Origin of the sequence: Aetokthonos hydrillicola CCALA 1050, assembly GCF_017591665.1 — a bacterium.
Classification (GTDB): Bacteria; Cyanobacteriota; Cyanobacteriia; order Cyanobacteriales; family Nostocaceae; genus Aetokthonos; species Aetokthonos hydrillicola.
Window position 1 is genome coordinate 105,784 of record NZ_JAAKGC010000013.1, and the last position, 14,270, is coordinate 120,053.

Annotated in this window: 5 protein-coding genes; 1 reads left to right on the forward strand and 4 read right to left on the reverse strand. The window is 40.3% G+C overall.

The features are described 5' to 3' along the window. Nucleotides 1-26: 26 nt before the first annotated feature. The 4 genes from G4P69_RS09350 to G4P69_RS09365 all read right to left on the reverse strand — a co-directional run bounded on the left by G4P69_RS09350 (nt 27) and on the right by G4P69_RS09365 (nt 8,116). Complete coding sequence (locus G4P69_RS09350) at nt 27-3,416, reverse strand: porin family protein (RefSeq protein WP_208340133.1); 3,390 nt, start codon at nt 3,414-3,416, stop codon at nt 27-29. After that, nucleotides 3,413-4,828 carry a DUF11 domain-containing protein gene (locus G4P69_RS09355; protein WP_208340182.1) on the reverse strand — a complete coding sequence of 472 codons (1,416 nt, stop codon included), beginning with the start codon at nt 4,826-4,828 and terminating at the stop codon, nt 3,413-3,415. The genes G4P69_RS09350 and G4P69_RS09355 overlap by 4 nt, the downstream gene beginning before the upstream one ends. Nucleotides 4,829-5,064: 236 nt before the next feature. Next, nucleotides 5,065-5,604 (reverse strand): hypothetical protein, encoded by a 540-nt coding sequence (locus G4P69_RS09360; protein WP_208340134.1) that lies wholly within the window; start codon nt 5,602-5,604, stop codon nt 5,065-5,067. Nucleotides 5,605-5,662: 58 nt separating this feature from the next. Then, the gene (locus tag G4P69_RS09365) at nt 5,663-8,116 is read right to left on the reverse strand and encodes a beta strand repeat-containing protein (protein WP_208340135.1); all 2,454 of its coding nucleotides are present in this window, start codon (nt 8,114-8,116) and stop codon (nt 5,663-5,665) included. 560 nt (nt 8,117-8,676) lie between these two features. Here G4P69_RS09365 and G4P69_RS09370 point away from each other — a divergent pair. Beyond that, nucleotides 8,677-14,061 (forward strand): trifunctional serine/threonine-protein kinase/ATP-binding protein/sensor histidine kinase, encoded by a 5,385-nt coding sequence (locus G4P69_RS09370; protein ID WP_208340136.1) that lies wholly within the window; start codon nt 8,677-8,679, stop codon nt 14,059-14,061. The last annotated feature ends 209 nt before the right edge of the window (nt 14,062-14,270 follow it).

The following is a 14,270-nucleotide window of genomic DNA, read 5'->3' on the forward strand; positions in this document are numbered from 1 at the left end:
CTACTCAAAACACTTCCATCAATTAACTACTTCTGTAACCCAAAACCACTAAACAATTCATTCAGCTTAAGGGTTAACCCTAAATAAGCTCCTCCGGCTGAACGTGCACCATCGAAATCGCGATCATTAACCTTACCAAAAACATAACCCGCTGCAAGACGTAAATTAGGGGTTAGGTAATAACCTGCTTCTACAACAAACCCTGTTTCCGTATAGTTACCTTGATTAATCCAACGAGCTTCGCCTACCAAATCCATACTGTAGCTTAAACGATAAGTAGCTCTGAACTGTGTTAAATTTACCGTACTGGTTCCAACTAAATCACTAGCAAGGTAAGAGGTGCTGTGACGCAAAGCATACTTACCATAAAACTCCCATTGCCAATTGGGAGCATAGATAGCTTCTAGGGCAAAGGTATGGTCTTCAGAACCAGTACCACTACCTAAAAGCAACGTGTTGGGGATGGTTGCTGGATTTTTGCGATATTCATAACGCAACAGAGCATTAAATTTATCATTGTTGGGATCGCGATAAGCTAAACCGAGCTTTAAGTTAATTGTATCTCCCAGTCCTATCAGCTTTTGATTGGAAGCATTTGCTTGCTGATAACGGAATAAAGCTGTCAAAGCGGGAGAAATTTTTCCAGCAGCAGCAGCAGAAATAACGGTGTTGGAACCACCAGAAGAACTACGATGTTCGTAACGAGCGCTTGCTTGAAATTTAGAGCTATTCGTGTATTCTAACCCTACGCTATAGCTATCACCGCCACCAAAACCTATAGACGAAGCACTTTGACCAACAGCAAACGGTTGAGCATATTGCACACCTCTTGCAGTACGTCCAAAGAAGTTACCAAATATATGTTCGTAAGCTAAGTTTAAATGTAATCCAGGAGCAATACTCCATCGGTTATTCAGTCCAATTGCACCTTGAGTGGTCATTTCGTTAGCACCACCGATAATTGAGTAACGACCAGTGATGGTGGTATCTGTACCAAGTTTATGTTCTCCATTGACGCTAAGGCTAGTGATAGAGTTACCTTTAAACTGACCACCAGTATAAAATTGCTGTGCTAGACTTACGCTGATGCCAGGAATAACAGCCCAATTGAGACCTAATATGGTGCGGTCTGGGTAAACAGTATCAGCTTTAGAAGATAGAGTGAGCTCGTTTTGTGCTTGAAAGGTTAGATTTTTTGTGAGGGGGTATGTGAAGCGCGATCGCAATTGGTCAGCACTAGTACTAATTTTGGCAATCCTATCTTCCCGCTGACGATGAGTCCAGTCTACTTCTACATTTGCTTTACCGATGCGTTGTCCAATACCAGCCGAAATTGTTGTTAAAGAGTTATCAACTTTGCTTCCAGGAGTTGCTACAGCACCAGGTGAAAATAGTTGCTCAAAACTATCCAGTGGTTGGGGAGCAATACCAACATTGTCTTCATGGTCGTATTGTACCCGCACATTAGTAACCGACGATACTTGAGCGGTTACTTGCGCACCATATCGAGTCTGTCCAGGAACAAAACTAATTGTCGCATCGTTGGCAAAACCTGTATCAGTAGAGCGATAATAAGCTCGACCTTGAACACCTTTGGTGATTTCCTCTTGGGCTTCAATACGATAAGCAGATCCACTCACCAATCCCATAACGTTAGAATAATTGGTCGAATGAGCGTATTCTGCTATTAACTTACCTTTTGAACCTAGAGAAATTGTTGTATCTGCACCATAGAGTTCAAAGTTACGCCTTCCCTGGTTTTGTCGTAAATATGTTGCTCCTAACCAACTTTCCTCATTTAGTTTACGGGAAAGATTTAACTGTACGCGCCCTGCATAAATATTGCTAGTTGAACCTTGACTCTTTTGCTGGTAAGTGACAACAATCCGACGCACCAAAACTTGTCCGTATTTATCCACATCAGTGCGTAAGATTGGTTGGCGAAATAATAAAGTACCGCGATCATAATCGATTTCGTAATCGGTTCCCACGGATAATTGTTTGCGTTCAATCACTGTACCAGGACGATTGAGCTCCTCTAACTCAACAAAAACGTTTTCGCTCCCTGGTACTAATAGTCTATGAGAAAGGAAGTAATAACCGCTTGTACCATCAGGCGCTATAGTATCTCGTTGAAAACTTTCAATATTGTTGCCATAAAATCCAGTAAATTGGAATTTCCCAAAGTTATAATTCGCTTTAAAGCCGTGTAACTGACGAGTGACGGCGGTAAATTGCTGTGATTGACGCGCAAACTCTTGGGTGTTGTAATCCCCCCACATGAAATAATCTGGTTCGACACCTGGAGTCTTAGTAGATCTCTCTAAGCGTAAAAATACGCTGTCTACTGAAGGTGTCATTACATCCACTTTTGAGCTATCACCGTAAACAGGATAGTTTTGGTCGTTGAATTGGTTTGTTCTAAACAGCCGATTATCGCAGTTGCAATCTTCATTGAGATTGCGATCGCTATTATATGCTCCGGTAAATAACCACTTCCCAATTGGACCAGTTGCGAATATAGCGGAATGGAAATCCAATTGAGTGCTATTGTTTTTATTAGGAGGAAGGAAATCACGTAACTTACCATAATAATCCGTACCTCTAGCACCTAAACGCAAATTTACGACCCCAGTGACGAGACTAGGACGTAATGCTGTTTCAAATTGGAGTTGTGTAAAACCTTCTAAATCAGCACTTATCGCGCGAATTCTTACTGTCTGCGCCTTCAAATCTGAAAGCAACGTTGCTGTAAATTGTCCATTTTTAGCTTCAACCTGAAACCCAGGCTGATCAGGTTTAGCGTCTTTTCCTACAAATTCCCCGGCTGTTGATACTAAGGTAACAATCCCATCTCTATTAGAACGGTTACCATTTTTATCAAGCAGTTGTCCTTGGATTGTCGCTGTAGAACGATTGTCAGCAGGAATATGAGACTCTACTGTTTCTATAGATAATTTTGTTGGTGTTCCTGCTACTTGGACTCGTATAGACACGGGAGGTTGTGTTGAGCCAACCGACTCTACAGAGATGATGTTTTCTCCTTCTTTCAAAGAAACACCAAACCATGTCTGTATTACTACGTTAGTCTTAGTATCCGTTTCTGTACGTCCAATTAAGGATGAATCGACCAAAGAACCATTTACCCGAAGTTCTACCTTAGTTCCACTGGGAAATTGAACACCTACCGAAGTAGCTGGCACATCTATAACCGCATCAGGTTTAGGCGTTAGAATTTTGAGAGAAGAAGTTGTCGAGTCTATATTGGCTAAAGTATCCGTACTCGTGTTTGGTTTTAAGGATATGAAGTTTTCAGAGTCAGTGCTTTGTGCTTTAACTATGGTAGGGTTAAGAATTAAAATTCCTGCTATAGCTCCCATTAAGCTTAAGTTAAGGTGGCGCAGTCTGTCTTTCATCTACGGAGTTTCTCCTGCACAATCGGGGTGACTGCGAAATTCATCCTAACTAATCCACCAGGTTCTAGACGTACAAGCCGAGATTGGCTATTGCGTTCTTTAAATTTGTGATTGGGTGCTAGAGCATAACCTGGAACACTGCTAAGATCTAAAACACCAGTGTGGTTTCCTGGTGGTTCATTGGCAACGGAAAATAGACCATTAGCATCAGTGGTAATTCGGTTACCATTCTCTAAGTAGATCACAGCATTGGGAACCCCTGGTTCACCTGGCTGCTGTTCACCATCAAAATTTTTATCAACAAACACCCGACCAATAATCGTTCCACAGTCAGCTACAATTCCTGGTCTAATTCGTAATTGGTAGGTTGCAGGGCCATCCTTGGTGGTAAAATGATTATCAGTCCGTTGTGCATTTACAATTGCTGAGTTGAGTCCTGAACCACGCAAAGCATCGGGTGTTAGTTGGGTTGCGTAGGCGATATTCAGTACTTTCCCCGATGGAATAGCAACATCTGTCTGAAATGTTATCGTAGCTTTATTGGCTGTGGTATTGATAGAGATACGTTTTCCGTCAATTTCTCCTTGGACAGATTTGGGTAAAAAGTTAAATCCCAAGGGTAAGTTATCAGTGACAACCACATGATCTAAACCAGAATCAGCCAAATTCTTGACTGTTAAGCGATAAATGACTGTATCACCTGGTTGAGCACTAGCGCGATCGCCTGATTTGAGAATCTGTACCTGATGTGGTTGACAGAGATTTGACGTAAATTGAAAGGCAAACAAATCCAATCCTGTCGTTTCTGCATTTGAAACCAAGACAACCGCGCTTTCCATCTTAGTTTCGCCTGTGATTCTGATTGGTTGACCATCTAAGGAAGTTGCAATATATCGGGTGATATTATTACCAATACTTTCAAGAATTTGAATTCTAATGCGCCGTTGCTTGTAAACAGAATTAGATGGTGGATTTGTGACAAAAATGTAAGTTTTACCAGGCTCGAGTTGACGTTTATTCGGGTCTAATAAAAAGTTATAAGTTCCTCGCGGTTCTTTATTTGTCAAGAAGTAGGGATTACTATTCTCGCTATTTGGTTCTTTCCCTACAGGAATGTCGTTATTAGGAATATCAGGGAATTCAGTGCGAGTCAGGGAAGCTAATTGTCCTAATTCTGTTCCTGTTGGATCGTTAGGATTAGTTTCATACACACCAACAGAAAAACCTGTGTAGTCAGGTAAAACTTCACCAGCACAGCCTAAAATTCTCCCTAATGGATCAGTTAAGGGAATAGGAGTAGCTTTTATCTGAATAGAAGTTCCTTGAAATTGAGTATGACTCACAGAATCTGTATAACTATAACTCACTTGGTTGATGAGAGGTGTACGTGAAACTTGAGCTACAGCAGACATTGAATTCTCCACCAAACTTGCGATTAGTAATACAGATGTTGCTAACTGTTGGAACCACTGACGAGGCACTGAATTTTTCTCCTTCTAATAAAAAGAATTAAGGAGTCAGGAGTCAGGAGTCAGAAGCCAGAATGAAGATGTATCGCGGCTATAGGTAGATTTGTCTTCAATCTCGATGGAGAGTAAGTTCAATGGTGAAATTATTCTGACTCCTGTATTCTGAATTCTGACTCCTTCTAAAGCACTTGCACTTGATACGTTCCCTGAATTTTGGTTTTTGCAGGGATGGGTTGGTTAAAGTTTAGGTGGATATGGGTGTATGCTGTGGCTGGTGCTGGTTTGGTTTCTACTTTGCCGTTAGGGAGGGTAACTTTAATTGTGGGGTTTTCGCTGAAGCTGCGTCCACCATCAATACTGTAAGTAATCTTTGCTTTGTTGGTCGCTGTTGCAGATTTGAGGATAAACTGCATTCCTCTGGGAATGGGTTGATTGAGAGAGAGGTTTTTCACTGCGCGATCGCTATAGTTTTCACCGATAATCGTGTAGCGCAGCACATCTTTTGGTTTTACCAAAGCTTGACCTTGTAAAGACTGCCAGGTAATCTTTTGCTTATCTTGGACTTGTTTAGCAACATCTAACTCTAAATGTAGTTGTGGCTGATGTTTAATATTTTGTGCGATCGCGGAAATGTTTGGTAACCCTGGTATTGTACCAACTAATGGTACTGCTGCGGTGAGTGCGATAACCCCTAAACCTATAGTAGCAAAACGCTTCATGTTAATATCCTCAAACAACTTACAAAACTGCTTTTCTAATTTTTCCCTGTCCAACAACCTAGTTAACCTTGCGTTGGAATCCAAATGTCCTTGTTTGATTTGGTGCAACTTGACCTGTCACTGCATCAACATACTTTGTGACGTCAGTATCAACTGTTGTTCCTGTTTGATCTCCGATTGATTTGTTTGCTGGAGTACCACTGAAGAAAGTAACCGTTGCAGCACCAGAATCTTTAGCCGTACCGACAATGTTACTGGTATCGATTTGGCCATTTTTGTCGTTATCTAACGCCCAATTACTATTAGGATACAGAGTACCATCCTCTGTAATTACGACATTATTTGCGTTCAAGATAATATTGCCAGTTCCGGCTTGAGGTGTAGAAATGTTGGTGTAAGTAATGCGATATTCAATAATATTTCCAGGTGCGGGAGTCTTGGGATTCGTGCTGAAAGTCGTATCTGCTGATTGTGGTGCGGGACCCGTTCCTTGCAGAACACGGGTTTCTTTAACCATTCTTAAAAATCCGGTGTAAACCCGGTCAATTGTAATATTTGAGGTTTGACCACTAGGGTTTCCACTACTGTTGGCGTCAATGAAAGCAGTGATAGGCACTGGGAACCCTCTAAGAATATTAGCATCGGTTGAAAGTGGACTTCCATTAGGGAGCTTCACTTCCACCCCGTAGTTAGCTGTAGCGCCTGATGCGAGATTATCAATCCGAAGTGGGTTAGTGGCACTAATGGAATTACCACCGACAGTACCATTCGCTGATGTAAATGTGAAGTTTCCATTTCCATCGTAGGTATAAGTCGCTGATAAACTACCGTAAGTTAAAGTCACCAACGAATTCGCAAGTAAGTCAGTTTTGGTAGCAGGTGCGGTGGGTAGAAGGGAAATATTGCTAGTTGATGTACCTGAATTCTTAATTGTATTGGTAAAGCCTACAGGACTTGGATTAATAGGCGAACCAGGAAGAGTATTCGCCGGAATTAATGCAGACTTGTTAGTAAAGTCATCATTCGTACCAGTCGCACCAGTAGCATCAGGTGCGCCGTTTGGTCCATTCAAAACAGCGTTTGTTTGTTGAGGTGAAATAGTATAAACGTTGTATTCACCAGCAAGACCAGTACCAGTGTTGTTGTTTGCTTGGTCAATATCAGCAGAAGTTAGAGAAGATGGGTTGCTAATATAGCCAATGTCGTTGGTTGAATCAAAGGCGGTAAAGGTTTTAGTATTCTGGTCAAAGTTATCAGGATCTTGGTCACCGGACTCGTCATAAACTAGGGTGTTATTGGAATCGCCTGCTGTTTGACCGAAGACTTGAGCAATATTTGCAATACTTCCTCCTGATGCAGGAAGACCACTAGTGACAACTTGGATAGAAAAGCCTGTAATCGTTTGTCCAGGTGCGACTGAAGTGATTACGTTTGGATCGTTAATGAAACCAACCCGTGTGATAGAACTTAAAGATGGTGCAGTAGTGACCCATTTTGCATCTTTTGCATCCATGGTTACAGGGTCAGTTGTGTAAACCACTTTCCAACCTGGTGGAGGAGTCGGTATAGCTTTGAGCGAGGTATTTAATGGAATTGCGTCAGAGATTAAGATTCTGGAGACTGTTGAATTATCAACACTGATATTTGTACCGACTAACGGTACAGGAGTTAGTCCGGTATTCGTAACGTCGCTTTGCTCGACTCGCAAGGTCAAACCGTAGGTTAACACATCATCATTAATCTTGTCTGTACTAGCGCTACTGTCGAAGTTTGTTCGAGTTTTGAGGATTGTCGCTAGTGCTTTATTTTTAGCAGTGTTACCAACTTTAATCTGTTGGGTTGCACTCGCTTCACGAGTCCCATTCGCAGGTGTACCACCAGGAACAGTTGCATCATCTACCGTGTAAACGTCACCACCATCTGGAATTCTGAGTTGGTTTTGAGCATCACCAGGAGTTTGACCGAATTTAACGCTGATAGTATCTCCTGATTGGGCACCACTAGCAACTGTCACCGGAACTTTTACTAAAACAGAACCGCCAACTGCGATCTTTGTTGTAACAAGTTCACTACCAGTGATATCTTGGAAAGTAGCGCCACCATCATAGCTAATTTGCAGATTACCAGATACCGTACCAGGACCTGTTACTGTTGCTAAGTTGGGAATCCGGAAATCAATGGCGCTGTTACCAACGTTAGTGACTGTATAGGTGTAGTTGAGTGTATTCCCTACGTCAACAGCACCAGCAGATGTGTTGGTAACACCAGACGCTGTTACAGTGATACCCGCAACCTTCGCAACTGTAACCGTGACCATGTTAGAAGTAGCGTTGATCGTTGTTCCTGGGTTGTTTGGGTCTTCGTAAGTCGCGGTTGCAGTGTTGTTGATAGATGTACCAGCAGCTGTCCCGTCGGCTAATACAGGCGCGACAAATTGGAAAACTCCACCGGCTAATAATGCTGCTGCGATTAAAGAACGAAAATTTTTGATATAAATCGTTGGCCTTTTCAATTTAGGATCATCCTTTCTTTTTTATAAAAAAATCATTCCAGGCTTGTGCCTATTAAACTAAAATGCAGAATTGCAGACGTTCTTAAATCTAAGCAAAGCTATTAGTTGACAAAACAATTCTGAACGAATATAATCTATTAACTGTAAGCAAGCGTCATCGGGCAATCAAAAGAAACTCTGTTTTGTTATGCTCATTGTTGGTAAAAGACGCAAAAGTTAAAAACTTTTTTTGCCTATAAATGTAATCTAAAACACGAACTAGAAAGAACCCCTTAGAGAAACCACGTATTTCTTCTTAAAGAGATTGTTAGATTCCTGATCGGACAAAGTGAATAGGATCTGTAGATAAAACTACCCTGTTTGGTAAATTCCTTGCAGACGTCGTTTTTGGGAACTTTCCTTGGAGACTTTCCGCAATAGCACAAAGATTTTTAACGTTCAGAAATATTATTTTGCGGTATCGTATTAGTGTAAATTCTGTACTTGATAGTGAATATAGTTTCTGTGTGTGGGAATACTAAAAATAGACATTTCCAGTATTAACAAGTGTGGTTGCTCCTGTGAACAGTATTTCTGGATATCAAATAACTGAAGAAATTTACAATAGTCCCAGAACGTTGGTTTATCGAGGATATCGGGAGAGTGACCTATTGGCTGTAGTCATTAAAGTGCTGAAAAATCCTTATCCAAGTTTCCGTGAACTCTTGTCATTTCGCAACCAGTACACTATTACTAAAAATCTCCACTCACCTCTGATTCTCAAAACCTACAGTCTCGAACGTTACCAAAATGGTTATGCGCTAGTGATGGAAGATTTTGGGGGAATCTCTCTGAAGCAGTGGGGACTAAGTGAATCTCTACAGCAATTTTTAGAAATAGCGATCGCACTGTGTAACACGTTAGATCTACTCTACCAAGAGCGGATTATTCATAAAGATATTAAACCCAGCAATATTTTAATCAACCCCTCTTCCAAACAAGTTAAGTTAATTGACTTTAGTATTGCATCTTTATTACCACGAGAAACCCAAACCCTACTCAAGGCTAACGTATTAGAAGGAACATTAGCTTATATCTCCCCAGAACAGACAGGGAGAATGAATCGCGTGATTGATTACCGGACAGACTTCTATTCACTTGGTGTCACTCTTTATGAATTACTGACGGGAAAGTTACCTTTCCCAGCTAATGATCCGATGGAAGTAGTTCATTGTCATATTGCCAAAACTCCACTGTTAGTACATGAAATTAACCGACAAATCCCATCAGTATTGTCCGCAATTGTCAGCAAGTTGATGGCAAAAAATGCTGAAGACCGCTATCAAAGTGCTTTAGGATTGAAATATGATCTAGAACATTGTTTATCTCAACTCCAAGAAACTGGCAAAATAGAAAGTTTTGAAATTGCCAGGAGAGATGTGTGCGATCGCTTCGTTGTCTCCGATAAACTTTATGGTAGAGAAGCCGAAGTAACAACCCTCCTAGAAGCATTTGATCGCGTCAGTCAGGGTGCGACAGAAATGATGCTTGTGGCTGGTTTCTCCGGAATTGGTAAAACTGCTGTTGTCAATGAAATCCATAAACCCATTGTGAGACAACGCGGTTATTTTATCAAAGGGAAATATGACCAATTTCAACGGAATATTCCTTTAAGTGCATTTGTGCAAGCCTTCCGAGATTTAATGGGGCAATTATTAACCGAAAGTGATACCCAGATTCAGCAATGGAAAAACAAAATATTAGAGGTTGTTGGTGAGAATGGTCAGGTAATCATTGAAGTCATACCAGAATTAGCCAAAATTATTGGTCAACAACCTGCAGCAGTCGAATTATCAGGAACTGCTGCAGAAAATCGCTTTAACATCTTATTTCAAAAATTTACCCAGGTTTTTACCACTGAAGAACATCCTTTGGTGATATTTTTAGATGATTTGCAATGGGCAGATTCAGCATCACTAAAATTAATGCAGTTATTAATAGCTGATACAGGTCATCTTCTATTAATTGGTGCGTATCGCGATAACGAAGTGCAACCAGGACATGCATTAATGTTGACTTTGAGCAATCTCCAAAAAAAACAAGCGAAGATTAATACAATTACTTTAACACCGCTGACTGAAAATAAAGTGAATCAGTTAGTGGCTGATACTCTAAAATGTCCAGAGAATTTAGCATGGAATCTTTCTATATTAATCCATCAAAAAACTCAAGGTAATCCATTTTTTGCCACACAATTTCTCAAAGCATTGTATCAAGATGGATTGATTGAATTTAACTTTGAACTAGGTTGTTGGCAATGTGATATTGCAAAGGTAAAAACTCAAGCAGTTACAGACGATGTTGTGGCTTTTATTAGTTTACAACTGCAAAAATTACCCCTATTAACTCAACAGGTGTTGCAGTTAGCTGCTTGTGTTGGCAACTCCTTTGATTTAGACACTTTGTCTATTGTTTCACAACAATCGCCAATTGAGACAGCTGCGGCTTTGTGGAAAGCATTACAAGAAGGATTGATTTTACCAATTAATGATTTTTATAAGTTTTATAAGGGAGAGGATAATGATAGATTTTTGCTGTCACTTGAAAATGCTAGCAAAAGAATATCTGAGTATAAATTTTTGCATGATCGTGTTCAACAAGCAGCTTATTCCTTGATTCCTGACGAGCAAAAACGAATTACGCATCTGAATATCGGACAATTACTCCAAAAACACTATTCGGAGCCGGAGCAAATTCAAAAGTTATTTGATATTGTTGGACATTTGAATTTGGGAAGGGCATTAATCACAGAATCAAGCGAGGAGGAGGCTCTAGCACAACTCAATCTCCATGCTGGTAGAAGAGCTAAAGCCGCAACTGCTTATGCTGCTGCTAGGGAATATTTTCAAATTGCCATTAGCTTGCTCCAATCATCTTGTTGGCAACATCAGTACGAACTAGCCTTAGATACCCATTTAGCAGCAGCTGAAGCTAGTTACCTAAATGGTGATTTCGAGAGTATGGAACATCTTGCTCAAGTCATTTTACAGCAAGCACGGAGCATTTTCGACAAGGTGAAAATCTACGAAATTCAAATTGGAGCAAAAACAGTTCGGGCACAAATATTAGAGGCGATCGCCATCGGTACAGAAGCGTTAGCCGAATTGAGAGTAGATTTTCCTAAAGAAATAGACGAAGCGATGATTGCTCAAACTCTTGACGAGCTTAATCAACAGTTTCATGGTAAAGAAATTGCTGGGCTGATCAATCTACCCTTGATGTGCGATCGCAGTGTCCAAGCGGCAATGCAACTGTTAACAATGTTGTTTGCACCGGTCTTTCAAGGAATGCCAGGGTTACTACCATTCTTGAGCGCAACGATGGTGAGGTTATCGCTTCAGTTTGGCAATACATCCACTTCCACGGTTGGTTATGCGATACATGGCCTGGTGCTGTGTGTCTTTTTGGGCGAAGCTAAAATGGGGTTTGAGTTTGGTCAATTAGCGCAATTGCTAGTAGAACAGTTGAATGCTAAGGAAATGAAGCCCATCGTCTTAAATTTGTTTGGGGCATTAATCCAACATCGCCAGCAATCACTCAGGAATACAACTTTCACACTCAAAGATAGCTACATGGTAGGCCTAGAAACTGGGGATTTTGTCTACGCTGGTTACAGCATTGTTGCCTACACTTGGGCGTTGCTGTTCGCAGGTGTAGACCTGGATATTTTGGAATCTGAGCTTGCTGTTTACAGAGCCACCATGGCTCAGATGAAACAAGAGTCAGCGCAAATGTTGTTAGATATGGCATGGCAAACAATCCAACATTTGAAAACAACGGTAAGCCAACCCGATTGCTTAATTGGCAATGCTTACGATGAAACAGTGATGTTCCCAAAACATCAGCAGGATAAAGATTTGAATGCGATTGCTGTTGCCTATAACTTTAAATTGCTGCTGGCTTTCTGGTTTGGTAACTATCAGGCTGCCTACGACTATATTATTCAGTTGGAGCCTTTTTTGATGTCCTTATCGGGATTTGTTCATCTACCCGTTTGCCATTTTTATACTGCACTTACTCACCTAGTACTCTTATCGGCGCAACCAGAAGACCCACAAGTTGAAACGCTGGATAAAGTAGCAACTCATCAAATGGCTCTGCACCAAGCCGCACAAACTGCTCCCATCAATTATTTACACAAATGGTATCTGGTGGAGGCGGAACGACAGCGAGTATTGGGTAAAAAAGCCGCAGCAATAGAGTTTTATGATTGTGCGATCGCCGGAGCTAAAGCAAACAATTATATCCAAGAAGAAGCACTAGCACACGAACTGGCTGCCAAATTCTATCTTGATTGGGGTAAAGAAAAAGTTGCCATGTGCTATATGCAAGAAGCTTATTATTGTTATGCTCGCTGGGGAGCAAAAGCCAAAGTTTACCACTTAGAAAAAGGTTATCCCCAGCTACTCAAACCGATCATTGAACAAAGACAGATCAACCTTAACCCTGGGGAAACTATTACCTCTACTACCCTTCCCATAACATCTGTATCTGCTCAAAGTGACAATACTAGCACTAGTATTGCCGATACTCTAGATTTTACCAGTGTACTCAAAGCATCTCAAACTATTTCTAGCAATATCGAATTAAATGAGTTAATTACTAGCCTCACCCAAATTATCCTCCAAAGCTGCGGTGCAGATAAGTCTGTATTAATTCTCAATCATGATGACATTTTGCAAATTCGTGCAATTACCTCAATTAATCAGGAAATAAATTCTCTACAAACAACGATTTCTACACAATTACTTGATGGTTGTCTAGATATTCCCGTAAAAATTATCAATTATGTCAAAAATACTCAACAAACAATCGTTATAGATAATTGCCAAACAGATATTACCGGGATGATTGAAGAATATATGTTCACCTATCAACCCCAGAGTGTTTTGTGTACACCCATTATTAACCAAGGTAATCTATTAGGAATAATATATCTTGAAAGTCGTGCAGCAGCAGGAGTATTTACTAAAGAACGTCTCCAGGTTATTCATATACTTTCTGCTCAAGCCGCTATAGCTCTAGAAAATGCTCGGCTTTATCAACAAATGCAACAAGCATTACACGACTTACAACAAGCAAATTTACAAATGGTGCAAAGCGAAAAAATGTCTGCTTTGGGTAATCTTGTTGCTGGGGTTGCTCATGAGATGAATAATCCTCTGAGTTTTATTTCTGCAACACTACAACAAATTAAACCCACATTTGTAGATATTGTCAAGCATCTACAACTATATCAAGAAACTCTACCAAATCCAGGAGAAGAAGTTATAGAACATGCTGAAGAAATTGATTTAGATTATACCTTAGAAGATTTACCTAAGATGCTTAATGCAATGGTTATAGCTTGTGACAGATTACAAAATATCAGTACAAGTTTAAGAACTTTCTCCCGCGCTGATAAAGATTATAAAGTAAAATGCAATATTCATGAAGGCATTGATAGCACAATTTTAATTCTCAAACACCGCTTCAAAGCTAACGAAAAACGTCCTGCTATTGAAGTTTTGACTGAGTATGGTGATTTACCAGAAATAGAATGTTTTCCTGGTCAATTAAATCAGGTATTTATGAATATACTAGCTAATGCAATTGATGCATTGGATGAATCAAATATAGGGCGTAGCTTTGAGGAAGTTAAAGCAAACCCCAACAAAATCATTATAAAAACTTCACTTGAAACAAATCAAGCCAAAATTTCGATCTCTGATAACGGGAAAGGGGTGAGTGAAGAAGTTAAACAAAAAATATTCGACCATTTATTTACTACAAAAGCTGTAGGCAAAGGAACGGGATTAGGATTGGCGATCGCAAAGCAAATAGTCGAAGAAACTCATGGTGGTAAACTAAGTTGCAATTCTATTTTGGGTAAAGGTACAGAATTTATTATTGAAATTCCAGCATAAATGAGCTTTGAAACGCTCACAGTTATTTTCTGTGTTTAGGTTCAAACCCAGCAATCACCATCACCTCTAACCGAAAACCTTCCCATCATTGAGAGGCGAGTTTCCTCACTAAGATTTGTTTTTTTCCGTATTTTAAACCCGACAAAATTTGTCGGGTATGTTTGACGGAATATTTTTACTCGTGGTAGCATCGAACCACAAACGACGGA

Excerpts from the sequence above, each read along its gene's own strand:
- G4P69_RS09355 (WP_208340182.1), bottom strand. The coding sequence starts at position 4,828 with ATGTCTGCTGTAGCTCAAGTTTCACGTACACCTCTCATCAACCAAGTG.
- G4P69_RS09350 (WP_208340133.1), bottom strand. The coding sequence starts at position 3,416 with ATGAAAGACAGACTGCGCCACCTTAACTTAAGCTTAATGGGAGCTATA.
- G4P69_RS09360 (WP_208340134.1), bottom strand. The coding sequence starts at position 5,604 with ATGAAGCGTTTTGCTACTATAGGTTTAGGGGTTATCGCACTCACCGCA.